General features: G+C 69.4%; 21 protein-coding genes. 12 read left to right on the top strand and 9 right to left on the bottom strand.

Annotated features, from left to right (window positions below):
• Positions 1-271: hypothetical protein (locus ACZ6O0_RS43950; RefSeq protein ID WP_465771080.1), on the bottom strand; the 271-nt coding region annotated here is incomplete at its 3' end.
• A gap of 916 nt (positions 272-1,187) precedes the next feature.
• On the opposite strand from ACZ6O0_RS43950, the gene ACZ6O0_RS43945 reads away from it, so the two are divergent.
• The 6 genes from ACZ6O0_RS43945 to ACZ6O0_RS43920 all read left to right on the top strand — a co-directional run bounded on the left by ACZ6O0_RS43945 (position 1,188) and on the right by ACZ6O0_RS43920 (position 6,044).
• A complete protein-coding gene (locus ACZ6O0_RS43945) occupies positions 1,188-2,087 on the top strand; it encodes an ABC transporter ATP-binding protein (RefSeq protein WP_465771079.1) in 900 nt (299 codons plus the stop codon).
• On the top strand, positions 2,084-2,818 hold the full coding sequence (locus ACZ6O0_RS43940) for an ABC transporter permease (RefSeq protein WP_465771077.1): 735 nt from the start codon (positions 2,084-2,086) through the stop codon (positions 2,816-2,818). The genes ACZ6O0_RS43945 and ACZ6O0_RS43940 overlap by 4 nt, the downstream gene beginning before the upstream one ends.
• A gap of 45 nt (positions 2,819-2,863) precedes the next feature.
• On the top strand, positions 2,864-3,994 hold the full coding sequence (locus tag ACZ6O0_RS43935) for a sensor histidine kinase (RefSeq protein WP_465771075.1): 1,131 nt from the start codon (positions 2,864-2,866) through the stop codon (positions 3,992-3,994).
• Positions 3,991-4,599, top strand: a complete 609-nt coding sequence (locus ACZ6O0_RS43930) for a response regulator transcription factor (protein ID WP_465771074.1) — start codon at positions 3,991-3,993, stop codon at positions 4,597-4,599. The genes ACZ6O0_RS43935 and ACZ6O0_RS43930 overlap by 4 nt, the downstream gene beginning before the upstream one ends.
• Before the next feature lie 47 nt (positions 4,600-4,646).
• Positions 4,647-5,744, top strand: coding sequence for a sulfite oxidase (locus tag ACZ6O0_RS43925; protein ID WP_465771072.1), 1,098 nt, complete (start codon positions 4,647-4,649; stop codon positions 5,742-5,744).
• A gap of 78 nt (positions 5,745-5,822) precedes the next feature.
• Positions 5,823-6,044 carry a hypothetical protein gene (locus tag ACZ6O0_RS43920; RefSeq protein WP_465771071.1) on the top strand — a complete coding sequence of 74 codons (222 nt, stop codon included), beginning with the start codon at positions 5,823-5,825 and terminating at the stop codon, positions 6,042-6,044.
• Here ACZ6O0_RS43920 and ACZ6O0_RS43915 read toward each other — a convergent pair.
• The 7 genes from ACZ6O0_RS43915 to ACZ6O0_RS43885 all read right to left on the bottom strand — a co-directional run bounded on the left by ACZ6O0_RS43915 (position 6,024) and on the right by ACZ6O0_RS43885 (position 13,808).
• Positions 6,024-7,472 carry a multicopper oxidase family protein gene (locus ACZ6O0_RS43915; RefSeq protein ID WP_465771070.1) on the bottom strand — a complete coding sequence of 483 codons (1,449 nt, stop codon included), beginning with the start codon at positions 7,470-7,472 and terminating at the stop codon, positions 6,024-6,026. The two genes, ACZ6O0_RS43920 and ACZ6O0_RS43915, sit on opposite strands and share 21 nt — an antisense overlap.
• The gene (locus ACZ6O0_RS43910; RefSeq protein WP_465771069.1) at positions 7,465-7,878 is read right to left on the bottom strand and encodes a hypothetical protein; all 414 of its coding nucleotides are present in this window, start codon (positions 7,876-7,878) and stop codon (positions 7,465-7,467) included. The genes ACZ6O0_RS43915 and ACZ6O0_RS43910 overlap by 8 nt, the downstream gene beginning before the upstream one ends.
• Positions 7,875-8,294, bottom strand: coding sequence for a DUF1707 SHOCT-like domain-containing protein (locus ACZ6O0_RS43905; protein WP_465771068.1), 420 nt, complete (start codon positions 8,292-8,294; stop codon positions 7,875-7,877). The genes ACZ6O0_RS43910 and ACZ6O0_RS43905 overlap by 4 nt, the downstream gene beginning before the upstream one ends.
• Positions 8,295-8,462: 168 nt before the next feature.
• The gene (locus tag ACZ6O0_RS43900; protein ID WP_465771067.1) at positions 8,463-9,818 is read right to left on the bottom strand and encodes an ABC transporter substrate-binding protein; all 1,356 of its coding nucleotides are present in this window, start codon (positions 9,816-9,818) and stop codon (positions 8,463-8,465) included.
• A 10-nt stretch (positions 9,819-9,828) separates the two neighbouring features.
• Positions 9,829-10,710, bottom strand: coding sequence for a carbohydrate ABC transporter permease (locus tag ACZ6O0_RS43895; RefSeq protein ID WP_465771066.1), 882 nt, complete (start codon positions 10,708-10,710; stop codon positions 9,829-9,831).
• Complete coding sequence (locus ACZ6O0_RS43890; RefSeq protein ID WP_465771065.1) at positions 10,707-11,651, bottom strand: carbohydrate ABC transporter permease; 945 nt, start codon at positions 11,649-11,651, stop codon at positions 10,707-10,709. Before ACZ6O0_RS43890 ends, ACZ6O0_RS43895 begins: the two co-directional genes overlap by 4 nt.
• Positions 11,652-11,684: 33 nt before the next feature.
• A complete protein-coding gene (locus ACZ6O0_RS43885) occupies positions 11,685-13,808 on the bottom strand; it encodes an alpha-galactosidase (protein ID WP_465771064.1) in 2,124 nt (707 codons plus the stop codon).
• Positions 13,809-14,004: 196 nt separating this feature from the next.
• On the opposite strand from ACZ6O0_RS43885, the gene ACZ6O0_RS43880 reads away from it, so the two are divergent.
• From ACZ6O0_RS43880 to ACZ6O0_RS43870, 3 genes are all read left to right on the top strand, one after another.
• Positions 14,005-14,577 (top strand): helix-turn-helix domain-containing protein, encoded by a 573-nt coding sequence (locus tag ACZ6O0_RS43880; RefSeq protein WP_465771063.1) that lies wholly within the window; start codon positions 14,005-14,007, stop codon positions 14,575-14,577.
• A complete protein-coding gene (locus tag ACZ6O0_RS43875) occupies positions 14,574-15,287 on the top strand; it encodes an SRPBCC family protein (protein WP_465771062.1) in 714 nt (237 codons plus the stop codon). Before ACZ6O0_RS43880 ends, ACZ6O0_RS43875 begins: the two co-directional genes overlap by 4 nt.
• 224 nt (positions 15,288-15,511) lie before the next feature.
• Positions 15,512-16,687 carry an SGNH/GDSL hydrolase family protein gene (locus ACZ6O0_RS43870; protein ID WP_465771061.1) on the top strand — a complete coding sequence of 392 codons (1,176 nt, stop codon included), beginning with the start codon at positions 15,512-15,514 and terminating at the stop codon, positions 16,685-16,687.
• Positions 16,688-16,746: 59 nt separating this feature from the next.
• On the opposite strand, the gene ACZ6O0_RS43865 is transcribed toward ACZ6O0_RS43870, so the two are convergent.
• Positions 16,747-19,050 (bottom strand): M4 family metallopeptidase, encoded by a 2,304-nt coding sequence (locus ACZ6O0_RS43865; protein WP_465771060.1) that lies wholly within the window; start codon positions 19,048-19,050, stop codon positions 16,747-16,749.
• 332 nt (positions 19,051-19,382) lie between these two features.
• Between ACZ6O0_RS43865 and ACZ6O0_RS43860 the strand changes: the two genes are divergently transcribed.
• From ACZ6O0_RS43860 to ACZ6O0_RS43850, 3 genes are all read left to right on the top strand, one after another.
• Positions 19,383-21,371, top strand: a complete 1,989-nt coding sequence (locus tag ACZ6O0_RS43860; RefSeq protein ID WP_465771059.1) for an FHA domain-containing protein — start codon at positions 19,383-19,385, stop codon at positions 21,369-21,371.
• Positions 21,372-21,439: 68 nt separating this feature from the next.
• A complete protein-coding gene (locus ACZ6O0_RS43855) occupies positions 21,440-21,886 on the top strand; it encodes a MarR family winged helix-turn-helix transcriptional regulator (RefSeq protein WP_465771058.1) in 447 nt (148 codons plus the stop codon).
• A gap of 8 nt (positions 21,887-21,894) precedes the next feature.
• On the top strand, positions 21,895-22,616 hold a 722-nt coding region (locus ACZ6O0_RS43850), incomplete at its 3' end, for an epoxide hydrolase family protein (protein WP_465771057.1).

Raw genomic sequence — 22,616 nt, 5'->3', positions numbered from 1 at the left:
GTCGATACTGGAGCCAGCGGTCATCGCGGTTTCCTTCTTCGAGTCGGTTGTGAGAGATCACTCGAAGGATCACCCGATGACCGCGTTCACGTTCCTCGCGACGCGCCACCAGGATCTCGCCGTACACCACTCTGATGGACTCAACTGGCGCCACCACACCCAACTCGTGCCCTAGCTGCGCACACCGGAGGTCGACACCCCAACAGCCGACGCGCGCGGCGAAGGTGTGTTCCGATGCCACCGATGCCCACGGCACCTGCGCCAAACCCACCGGCCCATGACACCACTCCGCTCGTCGCCGAAGGCGACTGGTGCAGCAGCCGCCCCGAGGCGGTGTCCTTCTGCCGCACCTTCGGTCATTCATCACCCCGGCGCCACGAGCACGTGTCGACGACACTCGCGCCAAACCCCACCAGCCTGTGACACCACTCCGCGCCCGCCGCCGAAGGCGACGGCTAGAGCAACCGCCGCGCAGCGGTGACCTTCTGCCGCGCCCTTCGGTCAGCCATCACCCCGGACGCCACCCGCCCGTCTGTCTACGGCACCTGCACCAAGTCTGTCTACGGCACCCGCGCCAAGCCAGCCGGCCTGTGACACCACTCCGCGCCCGCCGCCGAAGGCGGCCGACAAGTCAGCTGCCGCGACGTGTGTGCTCTCTGCACTCACCTCAGTCGTCCATAGCCCCGGCGCCACAACCACCTGACCACGGCACCCGGCGCCAACCCCGCCGGCCCGTGACACCATCACGCGCCGGCGAAGGCGGCCAACAAATCAGCCGCCGCGAAGCGGTGTCCGCTCTGCACTCACCTCAGTCATCCCTAACCCCGGCGCCACAACCACGTATCCACGGCAGCCGGCGCAAACCCCGCCGGCCCGTGACACCATCCCGCGCCCGCCGCCGAAGGCGGCCAACAAATCAGCCGCCGCGCAGCGGTGTCCGCTCTGCCCAGTCATTCATCACCCCGGCGCCACAACCACGTATCCACGGCACCCGGCGCAAAGCCCGTCGGCCCGTGACAGCATTCCGCGCCCGCCGCCGGAGGCGGCCAAGAAGTCAGCCGCCGCGGAGCGGGGTCCTTTGGGGGCCGACCCTGAGAGGTGACCCTGGGGGGCGGCTGACGGATGTCATGGGTGGTACGTGACGGGCGATCCAGGGGTGGGGCGGGGATCGGCGGGAGGGTTTGGGTATGACGATGACGACTGCGGTCAGCTTGCGGGGTGTGACCAAGAAGTATGGGGACGTGCAGGCCGTCGCCGGGGTGGATCTGACCATCCGGGCCGGCGAGGTGGTGGCTTTGCTGGGGCCGAACGGTGCCGGGAAGTCGACGACGATCGAGATGCTGCTCGGGCTGGTGAAGCCGGATCAGGGCACGGTGCAGGTGTACGACGGGACGCCGGTCGAGGCGATCGCCAAGGGGCATGTCGGGGTGATGCTGCAGAGCGGCGGGATCATCGAGGACGCCAAGGTGGGCGAGCTGCTGAACCTGGTGGCGGGCCTGCACAAGGACCCGATGCCGGTGAAGGAGGCGCTCGAGCAGGCCGGGATCGCCGATCTGACCAACCGGAAGATGAAGGGGCTGTCGGGCGGGCAGAAGCAGCGGGTGCGGTTCGCGATGGCGATCATCCCGCAGCCGGAGCTGATCGTGCTGGACGAGCCGACGACCGGCATGGATGTGGAGTCGCGGCGGGACTTCTGGGCGTCGATGCACGCCGAGACCGCGCGGGGCCGGACGGTGCTGTTCGCGACGCACTATCTGGAAGAGGCCGATGCGTACGCCGACCGCGTGGTGCTGATGCGGCACGGCAAAGTCGTTGCCGACGGCACCGCGGCGCAGATCAAGGCGAGCGTGTCCGGCCGGACCATCCGGGCCACCGTTCCCGGTGCGGACCTGGCGGCGCTGGCGTCGCTGCCCGGCGTACGGAACGTCGAGACGCGGGGTGAGGTCGTGCTGCTGCAGTGCGCGAACTCCGACGACACCTTGCGGTACCTGCTGGAGAACACGGCAGCCCACGACATCGAAGTGACGTCCGCCGACCTGGAGGACGCCGTACTGGCCATCAGCGCAGAGCAGGAGAGCCTGGCATGAACCGCGACTACTTGATCTTCGACATCCGCCGCACGCTGCGGAACCGGCGGGTGCTGATTTTCTCGATCCTGATGCCGCTGGTGCTGTTCCTGATCTTCGGCATGACGCTGCCGAAGGACGCCAGTGAGGGCGGGATCTCCGCGATCGCGTACGTGATGGTGAGTATGGCGATGTTCGGCTCGATGTCCGCGGCGATGAGCAGCGGTGGTGTGATCGCGGCCGAGCGTGACGGGGGCTGGAACCGGACGCTGCGGCTCACGCCGCTGAAGCCGCAGGCGTACGTCGTCTCCAAGGTGCTCCTGTCACTGCTGCTGGCGATCCCGCCGCTGCTGGTCGTCTTCCTCTTCGGCATGACGTTCGGCCACGTGCACCTGAGCGTGACCCAGTGGGTGACGGTTGCGCTGGTGTCCTGGCTCGGCGCCCTGCCGTTCGCGGCGATCGGCCTGGTCATCGGGTACATCGCCAAGCCGGACAGCGTGCAGCCGATCACCGGTCTGAGCACGATGCTGATCGCGGCCTTCGGCGGGCTGTGGCTGCCGGTCGACCAGATGCCGTCGGTCATGAAGCACATCGCCCAGCTGACCCCGGCGTACTGGACCGGTCTGACCTCTCGCAGTGCCCTGACCGCGGGCGGGGTGGACATGCAGGCGCTGCTGGTGGTGCTCGGCTGGACCGTCGTCCTCGGTGCGATCGCCCTGCGCCGGTTCCGCGCCGACACCGCCCGGGCCTGAGGTCGGGACCGCGGTCCGCACGCCGGACGCACTACCGTGACCATCATGTCGAAGATGCCAACCCTGCTGGACGGACCGGACCGCGAGCGGACCGGACCTGGCCGGTGGGGTTGGCTGGCGGCCGGGATCTGGTTGTTCTACCTGTCCCAGCCGTTCGAGGAGATCCTCGATCACCAGCACGGCCCGACCCGGGTGCTCGGGCTGATCACGCTGGTCCTGTTCGCGGCGTCGTACCTCGGCTTCTTCGGCTGGATCCGGTGGGTCGGCCTCGGCGTTGGCGGACTGGCGACCTGGCAGCGGCTCGCCTACCTGGCCGGCATGCTCATCCTGTGTTTCCTGATGCTGCCGTCAGCGGGTCAGAAGGCGCTCACCTGCCTGGTCTACATCGCGGCGATCGCGATGATGGCGCTCGACGTACGGCTCGCGGTCGTGATCGTCGCCCTGCTGCTGGGTGGCGCCGAGTTGTCGATGCGGCTGGTACCGGGCTGGAGTGACGACGGCAGCTACGGGTTCGCGATCTTCCTCGGCGCGCTGGCCGTGTTCGGCCTGCGGCGGGCGATCCAGCGAAGTATCGAGCTCAACGCGACCCGGAAGGACATGGCCGAGCTGGCCGTCCAGGAGGAACGGAACCGGTTCGCCCGGGACCTGCACGACATCCTCGGCCACTCGCTGACCGTGATCACGGTGAAGGCGGAGCTGGCCGGCAAGTTGATCGCCGCCAACCCGGAGCGCGCCGCGGCCGAGGTGGCCGATGTGGAGAGTCTCGCCCGCGCGGCGCTGGCCGATGTCCGGGCGGCGGTCGCGGGATACCGCGAGCTGAGTCTGGCCGGTGAGCTGGTGTCGGCCCGGGCAGCGCTGCAGGCGGCCGAGATCAAGGCCGACCTTCCGACCACGATCGACGAAGTCCCGGAGGAGATCCGGGAGCTCTTCGCCTGGGTGGTCCGGGAAGGTGTGACGAACGTCGTACGCCACTCCGGCGCGAAGCGCTGCACAATCAAGCTCAGCGCGACCCAGATCGAGGTCATCGACGACGGCAAGGGCCCGACGCCCGGCGGGGGTGCGTCCGGGCACGGACTCATGGGACTGCGCGAGCGGGCGGACGAGGCCGGCGCGAGCGTCCAGGTCGGTCAGGCAAGTGGCGGCGGTTTCCGCCTGGCTGTCAGAGTTGACCCGTGAGTATCCGACTGCTGATCGCCGACGACCAGGCGCTCGTCCGTGGAGCCCTGGCCGCGCTGCTGGATCTCGAGACCGACCTGGAGGTGGTGTCCGAGGTCAGCCGTGGTGACGAGGTGATCGAGGCCGCGAAGGCGTCCAAGCCCGATGTCGCCCTGCTGGACGTCGAGATGCCGGGACTGGACGGGATCGAGGCCGCCGCCGCGCTGCGGGCCGCCGTACCAGGGGTGCGCGTCTTGATGGTGACCACGTTCGGCCGGCCCGGGTACCTGCGCCGCGCGATGGAGGCCGGTGCGGCCGGTTTCGTCGTGAAGGACACCCCCGCCACCCAGCTCGCGGACGCGGTACGCCGGGTGCACCAAGGCCTCCGCGTGGTCGATCCGTCACTCGCCGCCGAGACCCTGGTCGCGGGGACGAGCCCGCTGACCGGCCGGGAGTCCGACGTACTCCGCGCCGCCCGTGAGGGAGGCACGGTCGCCGACATCGCGAAGGAGCTCCACCTCTCCGAAGGCACCGTCCGCAACCACCTCTCCGCCGCCATCGGCAAGACCGGCGCCCGGACCCGGGCCGAGGCCGCCCGGATCGCCCTCGACAACGGGTGGTTGTAGCCCGGTCCCAACCTCTAGGCTGACGGTTTAGGGGAGGGGGATCTGCGATGTCGATCGAGCAGTTCAGTGTGTCGGGGCGGTTGGCGGACACCGGTGAGGGCATCACCGCGGACGAGTTGCAGCTGGCGGCGCGGAATCACGGCATGCCGCTGGAGGGCCTGCGGTACGACGTGACGCCGCCGGGACTGCACTATGTGCTGGTGCATTACGACATCCCGGCGACGAACGCGGGGAACTGGCGGCTGACCGTGGACGGGTGCGTCGAGCAACCGTTGTCGTTCGGGCTGACCGAGTTGCGGGCGATGGGACGCCGGACCGTCCGGGTCACGTTGGAGTGCGCGGGCAACGGCCGGGCCGCGTTGCAGCCGCGGCCGATCAGCCAGCCCTGGCTGAACGAAGCCGTCGGTACGGCGGAGTGGACCGGCGTGCTGTTGTCCGATCTGCTCCGGGCGGCCGGGATCCGCGAGGACGCCGTGGACGTGGTGTTCACCGGCGCGGACCACGGCGTCGAACGCGGTGTGGAGCAGGACTACCAGCGCGGGCTGAGTGTGACCGAGGCGATCGACTCCGGCGCGATCGTCGCCTGGGAGATGAACGGCCAGCCGCTACCGCCGCAGCACGGGTACCCGCTGCGCCTCGTCGTCCCCGGCTGGTACGGGATGGCGAGCGTGAAGTGGCTGCGGTCGATCGAGCTGATCGACCGCGAGTTCGACGGGTTCCAGAACGCGGTCGCGTACCGGCTGCGCTCCGACGCGGACGACCCCGGCGAGGCGGTCACCCGGATCGAGCCGCGGGCGCTGCTGATCCCGCCGGGCTTCCCGGACTTCATGAGCCGGCACCGGTTCGTTGCCGCCGGCACCGTTCCGTTGCTGGGCCGGGCCTGGTCCGGCTGGGCGCCGATCGAGCGGGTCGAGGTCAGCACCGACGCCGGGGTGAACTGGCACGAGGCCACGTTGGATGCCCTCGGCAACGACGAGCTCGCCTGGCGGGCCTTCGCCTACGACTGGGAGGCCACACCGGGCGAGCATGTGCTCACGGTCCGCGCGTACGACGCCAGCGGCCGGGAGCAACCGATCGAGGCCAAGTGGAACCGCGGCGGCTTCGCCAACAACACCGCCCAGCGGATCAGCGTCCTCGTGACCTGACCGCGTGTCGCTGAAGCGTTCCGGCGTACCCGAGTTCCATCCTGGAGACGTACACGGTCTCACTCCAGGAGTGGTGCGGTGAACGAGTTGGGCACAGAGATCCACCTGCACGCGCGGGTCTTCCGGACCGCCGGCGAGTGGTACGCCGATGTCGACGACGAACTCGATCCACAGCCGGACAACCCCCTCTGGTGGGGCTCCTACGACTCGCAGCGGGCCGCGATCGACGCGGCCTGCTCGCGGATCGCGGCGCTGCGGCTCGCCCGCCACGCGGCCGATTCACTCCGGCTCGTTGTGTGACTCGCCACCGACGCGATAGGGGGTGGTGACGCCTTCGTACATCAGATGAGTCATCAAGCCCTCCGAGGCGTGCGGCAGGTTGTGGCAGTGGTCCATCCAGAGACCGGGGTTGTCGGCCACGAACGCGATCTCGTAGGTCTCCTTGTTGCCGACCTCGAGGGTGTCGACCCACCACGGTGAACCGGTCGCGGCGACACCGTTGCGGGACAGCACGACGGCGTGATGACCGTGCAGGTGCATCGGATGCGCTTGACCACTCGTGTTGGAGATCGTCATCCGGACAATGTCGCCCTCGGCAACCATGTACATCGGCACGTCGGGGAACTTGTGCCCGTTGATCGTCCACCACAGTCCCGGCTTCCCGTCGAGGAACCCGGGTCGCCGCCCGATCCGGTACTCGAAGTTCCGATCGGCGTGCGCCGGATCGAACCCGAGCGGCGCCGGCGTGCCGTACGTCAGCAGATCCACCGTCTCCCCCGGCAACTCGCCGGTCGGCGGATCCACCGGCCCGATCCCCAGCGACAACCCGGCCGCGCCGGCCACGAACCGGAGGCCACCGGCCGGGACCACCGCCTCCAGATCCACCCGAGCCCCAGCGGCCAACGGGTACGCCGCAGTCACCGGCGTCGGCCCGTGCACCTCCCGGCCATCCACCGCGACCACCTTGTACGGCGTCCCGAGCAGCCCGACCCGCAGGATCGCGTTGTCGGTATTGATCACCCGGACCCGCGCCGTCGTCCCCGCGGGCAGCTCCACCCGCTGAGTCCCCGTCCGCCCGTTGATCGTCCGCTTCCCGTCGTACGTATGGATCGTGGCGATCACCTCGCCCGGCGTCGCCGGCGCGATCACGATCGGCCCGAACAGCCCGCCCTTCACCTCGTCGCTCGACACCTGGTGTGAGTGGTACCAGTACGTCCCGGCCTGCTCCGCCTTGAAGCGGTACACATGCTTCCCGCCCACCGGTACGGCGTCCTGCGTCACGCCGGCCACCCCGTCCTCGGCATTGGGTACGTCGATCCCGTGCCAGTGCAGCGTGGCACCGTCGGAGACCGACTCGTTCACGAACGTCACCTGGACGAGATCGCCGACCCGGGCCCGGATCAACGGGCCCGGCGAGGTCCCGTTGACCGTGTAGCCGTCGACGGTCTCGCCACTGGCCAGCTGGTACTTCTGCTTCCGCGCGGTCAGCGTCACCGCGACATCCGGCGTACCCGTGGCCGGTCCGGTCAGGTCCGCGACGCTCATCCCGCCGTGGTGGTGCTCATGGCCGCCGGCGGGTCCACCGCCGTAGTCGGCGTACCCCATCTCGGCCGGGTTGTAGGAGCCGGGGACCAGGCTGGTCGCCCAGAGATACCCCAGCGGTACGAGTACCGCCAGCGTGATCCCCAGAGCGATCAGCCGGCCCCACCGGCGGCGACGCTCAGGCACTGGTCACAGGCTGCTTCGCCACGACGGCCCGCCGCGCGGCAGTACTGGCGACACCGGCGATCACCAGGCCGTTGATGCCGTGCAGGATCCCGAGCGCCGGGACCCCGAAGGCGACCACCGCGAGCAGGAACTGCAGGACGACCAGCCCGACCACGATCCCGGCCAGCATCCGCCCACGCGGGACGTCGGTCAGGAACGACACGATCAGGAAGACCAGCGCGAGCAGACCGATCACCATGCCGGCGATGCTGTGGTAGCTCTGCCCGAGGTTGCTGTAGTCGGCCCCGATCGAGGTGCCGTCGTCGGCGTCCTTGGAGATGGTGAACCCGGCCAGCGCGATGGACGCGACCTGGAGCACGACCGCGAGCGCGATCAGCTGACCGATCACCCGGTAGACGGCCCTCATGCGCGCCGCTCCATCCCGCGCTTCCGGACGATGAGCACCGCCGCCGCGATCAACGCGAGCGGCAGGGCCGGCGGATGCCCGGCACCCACCACACAGCCGATCGACGCCAGCAGACCGGCCACGCCGAGCGCGACCAGCAGCGGGAACGGGAGCCGCCCGATCGGACCCATCTCCGGCCGCCCCGCCCGGAAGGATCCACGCGGTCCCGGTCCGGCGGTCTGCCGACCGCTCGGGAGGTCTGTGAACAGTGCGGCCAGGTCGGCGTCCGTCTTCGCCTGCAGGGCCTGGTCGATGCGCTCGGCGTGCTCCTCCGCGCTGAGCCGGCCGGCTTCGTAGTGCTCGCCCAGACGCTTGATCGCGTCCTCGCGCTCGCTGTCGCCGATGCGGATCGGTCCGCCCGGCCTCTCGTCGCCCATGACACTCCTCGGTGCTCGCAGTTTTCGACTGCACCGATCGTGTCGTCCGGGCCCCTCCCACCGCGTCGCCTCAGCGGCGGCTCCTGACCTACCCCCGGAGGAGCACGCTGCGCCCACCGACGCAGTACGACGTACTCCCCCGGGCGTAGGCCGCCCCAGGGTGAACCCTCAGGCGTTGGCCGAGAGGATCTTGTTCACATCGTTGTTGGCCTTGCCCAGTGAGCTCGGATCGGCCTCGAACGACATCACCGCGTCCATCGCCGGTGTCATCACCGCGGTCACGTCCGCCGCGTTCGGATTCGCCGGGTACGGGAAGACGTCACCCGACTCGACCGGTTCCAGGAACGGCGTGACGTCCCAGCCGCTCTTGGCGAACGCCGCCTTCGCCGCCGGCATGCTCGCCGCCACCGCCGGGAACACCACCCCCGCCTTGGCGACGATGTCCTGCGCGGTCTGCGAGCCGAGGAACTTCACCCAGGCCCAGGACGCCTCCCGGCGGGTGGTGCCCGCCCAGATGGTGTCGGCCAGCCCGTTCATCATCGACATCCGCTTCCCGACCGGGCCGATCGGCAGCCGGGCCAGCTTGGTCTTCACCTGCTTCAGCCCGCCGTAGGTCCCCAGCATCCAGGAACCGTTCGGGGTGATCGCGTACCTCCCGGCACCGAAGCTCGTGGTGACGTCCACCCCGGACTTCGCCTGCGCGTACGTCGGCATGTACCCCTTGGTGATCAGTCCGCGCCACCAGCCGATGGTGTCGGTGAACTTCGGGTCGCCGTAGAAGAACTTCGTCCCCCACGGCTCGCCCTCGGAGTACTTCCAGCCGTTGCTGGCGGCGTACCAGCTCCAACTGGTCTGGCCGTCGCCGCCGCCGGCGTCGGAGTACCCGAGTCCGTAGACCTTGACGTCGTCCTTGTCGAAGCCCGGCTGGTCGCCGCGCCGGCCCTTGGAGTCGACGGTGAGCCGGCGGACGATCTGCTCGAACGTGCCGCCGTCCTGCGGGTTCCAGGTCATCGAGTTCAGCTGGTCGACGCTGATCCCGGCCGCCTCGGTGAAGGCGCTGTTGTAGAAGTAGACCTCGGTGTCCCAGTCCTTCGGCAGGCCGTACCGCTTGCCGTCGGCCCCGATCCAGCGGTCCGCCAGACCCTTCTGGTAGATGCTCAGATCGATGTTGTCCTTGGCAACGAAGTCGTCGATCGGCAGCACCTGGCCCTTGTCCGCGAACAGCGGGTACTTCGACGAGTGCCCGGTGAACACGTCCGGCGCGGTGTCGGAGATGAACCCGGTCACCAGCTTGGACCAGTAGTCGTTCCAGCCGTACTGCTCGATCTTCACGGTGTACTGCGGGTTCTGCTCGTGGAACACCTTGGCGGCCTCGGTGTACATCGGCAGCTGGGCGGAGTCCCACAGCCAGTAGATGACCTCGCCTTCGCCGCGGGCGGCCGCGCCGTTGTTGCATCCGGCCACCGCCGACGCCGCGAGTCCGGCCAGTCCGGCCTTCAGCAAGGTGCGTCTCGTCATCGTCATCTGAGTCACCTCACTTGATTCCGGAGAAGCCGATGGAGTTGGTGATCCGCCGGGCGAAGGCCAGGAACAGGATGATCATCGGCAACGCCGCGATCAGCGTCGCGGCCATCAGCCCGGCCCAGTCCGGCCCGCCCTGCGGCGTCTGCGACCGGAACACACCCAGCGCGACCGTCAGCACCCGGACGTTCTCCTGCTGACCCACCAGCAGCGGCCAGAAGTAGTCGTTCCAGGAGTTGATGTAGGTCAGGATCCCCAGCGTGGCGATCGGCGCCGCGCTCATCGGGATGATCAGGCCGAAGAAGATCCGCCGGTGCCCGGCGCCGTCGATCATCGCCGCCTCCTCCAGCTCCCGGTTGATCCCGAGGAAGAACTGGCGCAGGAAGAAGATCGCGAACGGTGTCATGAACGCACCCGGCAGGATGATGCCGGCGAAGCTGTTCAGCAGGCCGAGGTTCTTGATCAGCACGAAGTTCGGCAGCGTGGTGAAGATCGGCGGCACCATCAGCGCGGCCAGGAACAGCGCGAACACCTTGTCCCGCCCGGGCCAGCGCAGCCGGGCGAACGCGTACGCCGCCATCGCACTGAAGAACACCTGGCAGACCGTCGTGATCGTTGCCACGATCAACGAGTTCCGCAGGTACAGCCAGAAGTTGACGGCCGCTCCCGAACCGCCCTGGGCCTGGGCCTCCTCGATCGTCGACAACCCGAGCACCCGCTTGAAGGCGCCCAGCGTGGTCTCGACCGGGAGCAGCGAGCTCGGGTGGCCGGGGAGCTGGGTGTTGTCGGACAGCGCCGTACGCAGCATCCAGTAGAACGGGAACAGCGTGACGATCAGCAGCACGACCAGGAAGATCCAGGCGACCGTGCGCCCGACGTTCAGTTCCTTCCTCATGCCAGATCACTCTCCTTCGCGCGCAGCAGGCGGAGCTGCAGCAGGGAGACCAGTGCGAGGATCGCGAACAGCACCAGGGCCATCGCGGAGGCGTACCCGAAGTCGAACCGGGTGAACGCCCGCTCGTAGATGTAGTAGTAGATGACCCGCGTCGCGTTGATCGGACCGCCCTGCGTGGTCACCGCGACGGTGTCGAAGATCTGGAACGAGCCGATCATGGTGACCACCAGGACCATCACCAGAACGGGCCGCAACAGCGGCAACGTGATCCGCCAGAACGTCTTCCACTCGGTCGACCCGTCCACCTCGGCCGCCTCGTAGACGTACGCCGGGATCGTCTGCAGGCCGGCGAACACCAGCAGGGCCGTGTACCCCATGTGCCGCCAGACGTTGATGCCCGCGATCGTCGGGATCGCCCAGTGCGAGTCGCCGAAGAACGCGACCGGATCGACCCCGATCCAGTTCAGGCCCTGGTTCACGATGCCGACCTGGAAGTCGAGCATCCAGTACCAGACCAGGGCGACGACCACGTTCGCGACCAGGTACGGCAGCAGGATCGCCGCGCGGACCGTGATCGACTTGGTCAGCCGGTACATCAGCATCGCGATCCCGATCGCCAGCACGGTCTGCACGCCGATGTTGATCACGACGTACTCGACCGTGACCAGCAGCGCGTTCCAGAAGAAGCTGTCCTGGATCATCCGCCGGTAGTTGTCCAGGCCGTTGAACTGCGGCGCGGACAGCAGGCTGTACTCGGTGAAGCTCAGGTAGGCGCCGCGCAGGGTCGGCCAGATGTAGAACACGACGAAGCCGAGGGTGGCGGGGGCCAGGAAGATCATCGCGACCTTCAGGTCCCCCAGGCTCCGCCGCTGACCGGGCGGAGCCTTCTGATCCCCGTGATCTCGCCTGCTGTCGGGTGGTGCGTTGGTGGTCACGGTCACGGGGATCTCCTTCTCGTCGGCGATCGACCGGGCTTAGTCGATCGCAGTCGCGTCCAGCAAGATCGCGTTCTCCGGCCACTGCGCGGGGATGAGCACCCCGACCGAGGCCAGTGCGGCACCGTTCAGCTCCACGCTTCCACCGTTGGCCGACCAGGGGGCCGTCCGCGAGTCGGGGCCGGGTGTCGCGAGTTTGCTCACGCGGTACGTCCGCTGCGGGTCGAGCCCGGGCAGCCGGACCCGTCCGACGGCCGACGTGACCGACTGCGTGAGCTGTACGGCGGCGTACACGGCGCGGCTGTGGTCCGGTGCGACCACGCCGTGCAGCAGGAAGTCGTTCGGACCGCGGTCGGCGCGGACGACCGTACCGGTGTGCAGCAGCGGCCGCAGTTCCTTGTGCAGGGCGACCCAGCCGGCCAGCTCCGCGCGCTCCTCGGGCGAGGCGGACGCGATGTCCCACTCGATGCCGAAGTGGCCGAACAGCGCGGTGATCGCGCGGAACGACAGCGTCTGGGTGCGGCCGGTGGTGTGCGCCCGCGGCGGGCCGACGTGGCAGCCGATCAGCTCCGGCGGGAGCAGCAGTTGCGTGTAGCGCTGGATGGTCTGCCGCTCGAGCGCGTCGTTGCTGTCGCTGCCCCAGATCCGGTCGGTGCGCTCGAGGATGCCGAGGTCGACCCGCGCGCCGCCGGACGAGCACGACTCGATCTCCAGGCCGGGGTGCCGGCGCTTCAGCTCGTCGATCAGCCGGTACACGGCCAGCGTCTGCTCGTGGATGCCGGCGGTCCCGGTCAGCTGGTTGCCGCCGTCGACGAAGTCCCGGTTGTGGTCCCACTTCAGGTACGCGATGTCGTACTCGGTCAGCAGGCTGTCGAGCCGCTCGAGGATGTAGTCGTACGCCGCCGGGACGCCGAGGTTCAGGCCCTGCTGGTGCCGCGCGGTCGGGGGCATCCGGTTGCCGGTGGCAAGGATCCAGTCCGGGTGCTCGCGGGCCAGGTCGGAGTCCGGGTTCACCATCTCCGGCTCGACCCAGAGCCCGAACTGCAGGCCGAGTCCCCGGACGTGGTCGACCAGCGGGTGCAGGCCCTTCGGCCAGATCCCTTCGTCGACGTACCAGTCGCCGAGGCCGGCGTGGTCGTCGCGCCGGCCGCGGAACCAGCCGTCGTCCAGCACGAACCGCTCCGCCCCGACCTCGGCGGCCGCGTCCGCGAGCGCCTTCAGCTTGTCCAGGTCGAGATCGAAGTACACCGCTTCCCAGGTGTTCAGGACGACGGGACGCTCGGTCTTCGGATGGTTCGGCCGGGCCCGCAGGTAGTCGTGGAAGCGGGCGGACAGCCGGTCGAGGCCGACGCCGTACGAGCCGTAGATCCACGGGGTGCTGTAGGTGCCGTCCGGCTGCACGCGGCCCTCGCCGGGCAGGAGCAGCTCGCCACCGCCGATGACGCCGTACCCGCTCATGCCGCGCTCGGCGTACGAGCGGTGGTTGCCGCTCCAGGCGGTGTGCACGGCCCAGATCTCGCCAGTGCCGAAGTCGAAGCCGGGCGTGCCCGCGATCAGCAGCAGGGTCGCGTCGGCGCCGGTGCGGCCGCGGCGGTTGTCACGGATGTGCGCGCCTTGGGTGAACTCGTGCCGCTGCGGGTGCCGCTCGCCGATGTGGCGGCCGGTCATGTCCAGCAGTTCGGTCGCCTCGGTCGGGACCGGCAGGGCAAGTACCAGACCGTCGACCGTGTACGGCGTCGCGCCGGTGTTCGTGAGGTCCGCCTTGGCGCGGACCAGGCCGCTGTCGGTCAGCTCGATGGTGAGGCGCATCGTGAGTCCGGCGTCGGTGTCCTCCGCGTCGACCTGCACCGCGTTGTCGGACTGCGCGACGCTGGTCAGCCGGAAGTTCGTGGAGAAGTCCTGCCCGTCGCGGTGGCCGCTCAGGCCGGGCAGGCCGAACCAGCCGGTGGCGTACTCCGGCACGATCGCGATCGGCTGGTTGTCGTCCAGTCCGTTGCCGTCCTGGACCGCACCGGCCCCACGCCGCAGTTCCAGCAGAGCTTTCCCGGTCAACTCGCCCAGATCCGCACCCCAGTGCAGGACGGACGGAAGGGCCGGACCTGAGCAGTCCAGCACCAGGCTGACCCCGCCAGCGCGAAGCTGTAGCACCTCGATGTTCGACACTGTTGATTCACTCTGCTTTCTGATTGATTTCAGGACGGAACTATTTACCCCGTCAGCCCAGATGTCAATGCTTCACGAAGTTAAGTAAGTACCTTACGGGTGGCATCGTTGTCAGCCCAGCCCCCGGGCAACCGCTCTCCGGCCACCGGACACCCATCTCTTGACAGATTTTTCTGTCAAGAGCAGATTTGGGGGCATGCTGCGGTACGTCGAGGAGCCCGAGAAGGTGCGGCTGGCCCTGTCGCCGATCCGGCGGCGGCTGCTCGAGCTGCTCCGGGACCCGTCGTCGGCGACCCAGCTCGCGGCCGCGCTGGAGCTGCCGCGGCAACGGGTGAACTACCACCTGCGCGAGCTGGAGAAGGCCGGCCTGGTCGAGCTGGTCGAGGAGCGGCAGCGGCGCGGGTTCACCGAGCGGATCCTGCGCGCCTCGGCCGCGACCCTGGTGGTCGACCCGGGCCTGATGGGTCGTGCGTTCAGCCAGATCCAGGACCAGTACGCCGCCGAGCACCTGGTCGAGGTGGCCGCCGGGACCGTCCGCGACGTGGCCCGGATGCAGAGCGCGGCCGACGCCGCCGGCCGGCGGCTGCTCACGTTCACCCTCGAGGCCGAGGTCCGGTTCGCCGAGCCGGGCGACGTGCACCGCTTCACCGACGCGCTGGCCGAGGCGGTCCGGCGAACGGTCGAGCAGTTCGACAACGAGGACGGGCGACCGTACCGGCTGATCGCGGGCGGCCACCCGGCGCCCGCGCGTACCGAAGGAGACTCATGACCGACGAGAGACCACAGATCGTGGTGACCGTGGCGGCGCCCGTCGAGGCGGTCTGGCAGGCGCTGCGGGACAAGGACAAGATCCGGCACTGGCACGGCTGGGAGTACGAGGGACCCCAAGGCGGGCTGGAGGAGGAGATCGACCTCATCTACTACAGCCACGCCGTCGAGGAGGGCACGACACTGACCCTCGGCAGCGGCGACGAGTTCGTGGTCGAGCCGGTCGAGGGCGGATCGCGGATCACGCTGACCCGGGCACCGCGCGGCGCCAACCCCGAGTGGGAGGCGTACTACGACGACGTCACCGAGGGCTGGACGACGTTCCTCAACCAGCTGCGGTTCGCCGTCGAGCACCACCCCGGCGACGCCCGCCACACGCTCTTCTACTCCGGGACCGGCGCGCTCTCGCCGATCGCCGAGCTCGGCATCTCCCCCGGCCCGGCCGGCAGCGCCTACGAGCTCGAGCTGGTGGGCGAGCAGGTGAAGGGCGAGGTCTGGTACGTCTCCGAGCACCAGGTCGGGCTCACGGTAGATGCCTGGGGCAACGGTCTGCTGGTGCTCAGCCACATCCCGCCCGGTGACGTGAAACCCGACGGCGCGACGATGGCCGTCCTCAGCCTGTACGGCGACACCGACCGGGACGCGCTCGACGCCCGGTGGCGCGCGTGGTGGGAGCCGCGCTACCCGGAGCAGCTCGACCTCGGAGTCTGAACTCGGCGCCGACGGGCCGAGCCGGGCCGGCGCCGACGGGCCGACCCGGCCCGTGCCGGGCTGACACGGCGGTGACAGGGCGCAAAGGTGTCAGCACTCTCGGTCTACCGGGGGATGGTTACCCGGAAGTACATTTCTGCCGACGGTGATCGGGTGGGGGTCCTGACGATCACCGAACTCCGGCGAGAGAGGCCTTCCGGATGAACCTTCCGAGAAGTCGTCGAGTGTCCCTGATCCTTGTGCTCTCCATGACCGGCCTCGGCCTGGTCGCCACCCCCGCGCACGCCGATGGCCCGGGGTCCGGAACGCCGTACGTCGTCACCGTCGGCGACTCCTACATCTCGGGCGAGGCCGGTCGCTGGGCCGGCAGCTCGAACAACTCCGAGGCGCCGGCCGACGCGCTCGGAGCGCACGCCTACCACGACAACGCGAGTCATACCGCCGAGCTGATCCCGAAATGTCACCGCAGTCTGTCGGCCGAGGCCTTCATCGGCGGCGGGGTGAACGGGCTGAACCTGGCCTGCTCCGGCGCTCGCACCACGACCGGCACCGGCGACGACTTCAAGCCGGGGATCGACTTCTACGACGACGGCGCCGGCAAGCAGGGCCAGGCGAAGATGCTCCAGGTCTTCGCGGCCGCCCACAACGTCAAGCAGGTGGTCGTGTCGATCGGCGGCAACGACTTCAACTTCGCGGGGATCGTCACGCAGTGCGTGCAGGACTTCCTGCTCTCGCCGTCCTGGTTCCCGGACTACTGCCGCGACGACTCGTCGGTCGTCAGCAACTTCACGTCCGCCAACGTCACCGCCGTCCGCGGCCGGATCGCGACCGCGTTCCAGAACATCCGCACCGCCATGCGGAACGCGGGGTACGGCGACACCGCGTGGACCCTGCTCGTCCAGACGTACCCGTCACCCATCCCCGCCGCCAGCGGGTTCAGGTACGGGCAGAGCGGCTACACCCGGCAGAGCGTCGGTGGCTGCGGCTTCTGGAACGCGGATGCCGACTGGGCCAACAGCACCGCCCTCGTCACCATCAACAACACGGTCCGCGCCGCCATGGGCCAGTCCGGCCTGACCAACACCCGCCTGCTCGAACTGCAGTCCGCCTTCAACGGCAGGCGCCTGTGTGAGAAGACCGTCGGCCTCTACGAGGAAGTCGGCCTTTCCTCCTGGACTCAACCGACCGCGGTCGACAAGACCGAGTGGATCAACCAGATCCGCACCGTCACCACGATCGGCTCGAACTACTTCATCCAGGAATCCCTCCACCCCAACTACTGGGCCCAACTCGCCCTCCGCTCCTGCGTCCGCCAGACCTACACCCAGAACCGAGGCGGCACCTGCACCATCTCCGCCCCCGGCCTCCTCAACGGCGAACCCCGCATGACCCTCAACTGACGAACGAGCCGGCCGCCGTACCCCGACTGCGGGGTACGGCGGCCGGTGTGTGTTTCAGGTCAGCTCAGGTTGAGGCCCGTGTCGTCGATGACGAACGAGGTCTGGAGGGAGCTGTCCTCGGTGCCGGTGAAGCTGATCGACACCGTCTGGCCGGCGAACGACGACAGGTTGAACGACTTCAGCGAGTAGCCACTCGCCTTGTTCAGGTTCGAGTACGTCGCCAGCGTGGTCGAGCCCGCCTTCACGGTGAGCTTGTCGTACTGCGTGCTTGTGGTGGTCTCGGCGGAGTCGATGTGCAGGTAGAACGTCAGCGTCGCGCTGCACCCGGCCGGGATCGCCACCGACTGGCTCAGGGTGTCGGTGTGGGTCTGGCCGTAGCCGTCGAGCCATGCCTTCCAGGAGCCGCTGCGCGCGGGCTGGGAGGCGGTGTTGTCGATCACTCCGGACGACGCCGACCACGGCGCCGCCGTACCGGTCTCGAAGCCGGGGTTGCCGAGCTTCTGGCCGGAGCAGCCACCGGTGCCGCCGATGGTGAAGGTGAACGACGTGCTGCCCGATCCACCGGCACTCGCGGTCGCCGTCACGGTGACGTTGAAGGTGCCGCTGGCGGTCGGGGTGCCGGACACGGTCCCGGTGGAGGAACCGAGCGTGATCCCGCCCGGCAGGCCGGTCGCGGACCAGGTGTACGGCGCGGTGCCGCCGGTGGCCGACAGCGTGAACGACGCGATCGCCGTACCGACCGTACCGGTCTTGTTGCCCGGGTTCGTGACCGTGACGCCGCCGCTGGTGCTGCAGGTCGGGTCAGCCGCCTGCGCCGGAACGCTGACCGCGTCCCACGCCGCCTTCACGGTGTTGAACTCGGTGCAGCTGCCCGGGAACAGGTTCTTGGCCGCGGTCAGGGTCCAGGTCCGGTACTTCAGGTACGAGCTGCTGCTGGTCTTCATCAGCATCGCGTTGTACATGATCCGGATCGCCTTCTGGATACCCAGGCCGGTGACCGTCGAGCTGTTGCAGGTCGGGCTCGCGGGCGAGCCGTTGCTGCCCTGCGACAGCAGGTAGAACCAGTGGTTGCCGGGGCCGGCCGCGGCGTGCACCTCGGTGCCCGGGATCGAGCTCGAGTAGCAGTTCGGGTCGCCGAGGGCCGACGGGTTGTACATGTTCCGGATCGGGCCGCTGCCGACCAGGTTGACCTCTTCGCCGACCAGGAAGTCCGGCGGGTCGTACGCCGACGACTGGTTGCTGTACCACTCGGTGGCCGCGCCGAACGTGTCGGCGACGAACTCCTGGGTGCCGCTGCCGGAGATGCCGCCCGGCGTGTGGTCGTCGATGCCGTGGCCCATCTCGTGCGCCAGGACGTCGATCGAGCCGATCCAGCCGCCGGCCGTGTTGTGGCCGATCTGGACCTGGGTGCCGTCGTAGTACGCGTTCTCGTCGTTCAGGCCGACGCGGATCGGCCAGGCGCCGCCGTTGCCGTCCATGCCGTTACGGCCGAGCCAGTCGGTCAGCATGTGCTTCTCGGTCTGGGCGGCGAACAGGGCGTCGACGCAGCCGGTCTCCTTGTTGGTGGCCGTCCCGTTGCCCCAGTTGTCGTCCGGGCCGGAGAACGTGGTGTTGTTCGCCGCGTCCTGGCAGGACAGGTTGGTGGTGTTCGGGTCCTTCATCGAGTACGTGCTGCCGGACAGCGTGGTGTCCAGGTGCACCGGGTTCGGGCCGCTGTAGACCGCCGTACCGTTGCCGGCCATCACGTGTTCCTTGGTGCCGAGCACCTTGCCGCTCTGCGCGTCGACGTACACCGACAGGCTGGACGGCTCGTGACCGTTGTTGCCGCTGACCCGCGACTGCCACGCCAGCTTCGGCGTGCCGTTCAGGGCGTAGACGGCCAGCGTCGGCGTGGTGGACGAGTCGACGTGCTTCAGTTGCCTCGTTGCGGTCGCCTTGGCGGACGCGGCCGTGACCTTCGCGGACGTCGAGAGGTCGGGTACGGCGGTGGTCTGGGCGACCGAGGTGGACTTCACGGCTCCCTTGGCGTCGGTGACCACGACGAAGTCACCACCGATGACCGGGAGGCCCTTGTACGAGCGCTCGTACGGGACGTACTGCAGACCCGAGGGCTCGGAGATCACCGGCTTCGCGGTGAACTGGTCGTTCTTCCCGGCGTGCAGACCGGCGGGCCGGTTCGCGACCAGCGAGGAGGCAGCGTCGGCGGCGTACGCCTTGGACTGCGCCTGCGACGGCCGGGGTGGGGGTGCCGCGGTCGGAGCGGCTCCGGCCGCTGAAGACCCGAGGGCGGCGAGTGCCGCTACCGCGAGGCTGGTGACAGCCAGGACGGCGGCGGGCTTGCGGGAACGCTGAAACAAGACCATGGATGTGGTCCCTTCGCGACAACGGTGCTGGGCGGGATGCGTCTCGCCGGACTGCAGACGGGTGCACCACCTCCGTCTGGGACCTCCGGCCTATCCACCGGTTTCCTGCCCTCCCCTTTCCATCGGCCGCCGATGAATCGCGCGGACGGACACTATGCCCGCGCCCCGGGCCGGGCAAGGCGCGGGAATGCCGTTGGCACGAGTCAGACAATGACCTCGTTGTCATGCCCGCGTCGGCTACATCACGCCACCGATTCCGGGGCGGCCTGGACCAATCGCGTTCGTTGCGGGCAGAATCGCGCAGACGGGTAGGCTGCCGGGCTGGGGTGTGAGTGGAAACCGAATTCGCGCTGTCACTCGGTACGCAGCGATGGGCGCTGCCGGCCGGGGGCGACGACGTCACCATCGGGCGTGCCTCGAACGCGTCCGTCCGGCTCCAGGCCGACGACCAGATCTCCCGCATCCACGCCCGCCTGACCCGCTCCGGTACGACGTGGACCCTCCACGACGAGTCCCGCAACGGCACCGGCCTCAACGGCCGCCGCCTGGCCGCCCCCACCCCCCTCACCAACAACGACCGCATCCACATAGGCCGCTCAGTCCTAACCTTCCACGAGTCCACCCCCGCCGCCCCACCCCCGTCCGCCCCAGCCACGCACCCCACCTCCGCCGGCCCCCCGGCCCCGCCTGCGGCACCATCCGATCCCGCCGGCGCGGGCGCGCACCCCGCGTCCTCCGGTCCCGCCGGTCCGTCCGAGCACTCTGCGTCCTCCGGCCGAGCCGAGTACCCCGCCTCCACCGGCCCGGCTGCGTCCCCCGCACCCCCGCCAGGTCCCACCGCCGCCGCTCCGCAGGCATCCCCCTCAGCCGCGCCCCGGGGGCCGACGGCGCATTCCGCCTCCAGCCCGACCGCCTACCCCGATCCAGCCGCGTCCCCCGCACCACCCGCCGCCACCACGCCGGCTGCCGCCGCACCACCCCCGCGCGCCACCGCACCGCCACCACCCGCCACCGCCGCTGACGAACCTCGCTCAGCCACACCAGCCGGCCAGTACGCGTCGTACGAGCGCCACTCGCCGGCCGACGGGAGCGCCGCAACCCCATTCCCTGCAGCCGAGCCCACCCCGAGCCCGTTCACCCCGGACGACCGTGAGCAAAGCCCGTTCGCACCAGGTGAGCGTGAGGGGAGCCCGTTCGCACCGGGTGAGCGTGATCAGAGCCGGTTCACTTCCGTGGAAGGCGACCCGTCGTACCAGGGCTCCGGCGACCCGTCGTACTCACGCGCCCCGAGCGGACCGGGCTACCCCGGCGAATCGCCATACCCCGACGACCCGCCGTACCCCGACGAACCGTCCTACCCCGGTGCCGGTGAGCCCGACCGCCCCGCCGACGCCCCGTGGGCCGCCTACCCGTCGGCCGACAACCCCGAGCCCGCCCGGTCGCCGTGGGACAGCCCGCCGCCCGCGCAGATCGACCAGTCCCAATCCAACTGGAACGAATCCGCCAGCTGGCCCGACATCCGCCGCGAGGCCGAGCCCGCCAAACCCGACCGCCGCCTCCCAACCGCCGGCCGTTCCACCAACCGCACCACCGGCGACACCAACCGCGAACGACCCAGGACCGGCGACGACGACGAAGAGGTCGGCACCGTCCGCCTCCTCCGCGTCCTCCTGATCGCCGCCTTCATCATCGTGCTCGGCCTGCTCATCAACCTGACGATCACGTTCCTCGCCGACGGCCCCGGCGGCGCGCTCCGCTGGCTGATCCCCCCTGCGATCGCGCTGGTCGTGGCGATGATCGTCGCCCTCCTCGACGCCGCCGCGCCGACCACCCGCGCCCCGAGCCGCCTCGACGTGTCGATCATCATCGCGATCGTCGTCGTACTCCTCGGCGTCGGCGTCGGCGGGTTCGCCCTCACCGCGGGCGCCGAGTACGTCGGCGGCTACCTGACGGGCAACGAGTCGGGCGAGGACCGCCTGATCAAACCCGTCGCCAAGCCGAACGGCGACCTCACCGTCACCGTCGAGAACGTCACGTACACCAGCCACTTCACCCGCGTCGAGGTCAAGCTCACGAACACCGGCAAGGAGCCCGTCTCGCTCGCGCTCACCAACGCCACGAGCTTGGCCGGCCCCGACGGCACCGCCCTCCGCGCCGACCCCTCCCGCAGCCAGTGGCCCGGCAGCATCCCGAAGGGCGGCTCCGAGGACGGCGCCATCACGTTCAAGGGCCACCTCCCCGATGACACCACGTCGGCCACCCTCACGCTCAACTCCGGCAACACCGACGTCGCCGTCTCCGGCCTGACCCTCACCAACTGACCCCCACCGATCCCGCCCGCGGCCGACCCATCGCCACAGTTACATCGAAAATTGATATAGTTCCCCGCATGGCGGACCAGTTGGACGTGGATCGGCTGACCACGGTGATCGAGGACTTCAACACGATCTTCATCCGGTTGCCCTCGGTCCGGCGGTTCAACTTCTCCACGCTGTCAGTGCTGCACACCCTGTCGCGCAAGGGCCCGCTGCGCCTGACCGACCTGCTGGCGACCGAGCAGCTCAAGCAGCCCGCCCTCACCAGCCTGGTCGCGAAGCTCGAGCAGGACGGCCTGCTGCAACGCCGCCCGGACCCGAGCGACGGCCGGGCGATGCTCCTCTCGCTGACCCGCGCGGGCCGCCAGATCGTCCGCTCCCGCCACGCAAACCGCGTGGCGAACCTGACCCGTCTGGTCGACCAGCTGACCCCCGAGGAGCGCGCGGTACTCGCGGGCTCCGTCCACGTTCTCACCCGGCTGACCGAGATCGCCGCCGAGGACATACCCGACAACACATGAGGCACCCGATGACCGACTTGGTACCAACCCCGATCCACGTTCCCGACGAGGTCCTCGACGACCTGCGTCGCCGGCTCACCGCGACCAAGTGGCCGCTCGACGCCGGGAACGACGACGGCTTCTACGGCGTACGCCGTACCCGCCTGCAACCCCTGGTCGAGTACTGGGCCGACGGGTACGACTGGCGCGCGGCGGAGCGGGCGATCAACGCCTACGACAACTACCGCGTCGACGTCGGCGGCGTCCCCGTGCACTTCCTGCGCAAGCCCGGCGTCGGACCGGACCCGATCCCGCTGATCCTCAGCCACGGCTGGCCGTGGACGTTCTGGCACTGGTCGAAGGTGATCGACCGGCTCGCGGACCCGGCGTCGTACGGCGGTGATCCGGCCGACGCGTTCGACGTGATCGTGCCGTCCCTGCCAGGGTTCGGGTTCTCGACGCCGCTGACGAACCAGCCGGACATGAACTTCTGGAAGATCGCCGACGTCTGGCACGAGCTGATGACCGGTGTGCTCGGCTTCGAGCGGTACGCCGCCGGCGGGTGTGATGTCGGCGCGCTGGTGACCGGCCAGCTCGGGCACAAGTACGCCGACGAGCTCTACGCGATCCACATCGGCTCGGGGCTGAAGCTCGATTTCTTCAACGGCGACCGCGGCTGGGACCTGAGCGGCGGCAACCCGATCCCGCCAGGGCTCCCACCGATGGTCCACCATCGGATTGTCGAACTCGA

The organism is Kribbella sp. NPDC048837 (genome assembly GCF_055586945.1).
Note: the sequence above shows the minus strand (reverse complement) of the source record. Positions and strands in the feature narration are given on the sequence as shown.

Coding starts and splice junctions, on each gene's coding strand:
- ACZ6O0_RS43910 (WP_465771069.1), bottom strand. CDS start 7,878: ATGAGGGCCGTCTACCGGGTGATCGGTCAGCTGATCGCGCTCGCGGTC.
- ACZ6O0_RS43940 (WP_465771077.1), top strand. CDS start 2,084: ATGAACCGCGACTACTTGATCTTCGACATCCGCCGCACGCTGCGGAAC.
- ACZ6O0_RS43865 (WP_465771060.1), bottom strand. CDS start 19,050: ATGGTCTTGTTTCAGCGTTCCCGCAAGCCCGCCGCCGTCCTGGCTGTC.
- ACZ6O0_RS43895 (WP_465771066.1), bottom strand. CDS start 10,710: ATGAGGAAGGAACTGAACGTCGGGCGCACGGTCGCCTGGATCTTCCTG.
- ACZ6O0_RS43925 (WP_465771072.1), top strand. CDS start 4,647: ATGTCGATCGAGCAGTTCAGTGTGTCGGGGCGGTTGGCGGACACCGGT.
- ACZ6O0_RS43905 (WP_465771068.1), bottom strand. CDS start 8,294: ATGGGCGACGAGAGGCCGGGCGGACCGATCCGCATCGGCGACAGCGAG.
- ACZ6O0_RS43875 (WP_465771062.1), top strand. CDS start 14,574: ATGACCGACGAGAGACCACAGATCGTGGTGACCGTGGCGGCGCCCGTC.
- ACZ6O0_RS43945 (WP_465771079.1), top strand. CDS start 1,188: ATGACGATGACGACTGCGGTCAGCTTGCGGGGTGTGACCAAGAAGTAT.
- ACZ6O0_RS43900 (WP_465771067.1), bottom strand. CDS start 9,818: ATGACGATGACGAGACGCACCTTGCTGAAGGCCGGACTGGCCGGACTC.
- ACZ6O0_RS43935 (WP_465771075.1), top strand. CDS start 2,864: ATGTCGAAGATGCCAACCCTGCTGGACGGACCGGACCGCGAGCGGACC.
- ACZ6O0_RS43855 (WP_465771058.1), top strand. CDS start 21,440: ATGGCGGACCAGTTGGACGTGGATCGGCTGACCACGGTGATCGAGGAC.
- ACZ6O0_RS43880 (WP_465771063.1), top strand. CDS start 14,005: ATGCTGCGGTACGTCGAGGAGCCCGAGAAGGTGCGGCTGGCCCTGTCG.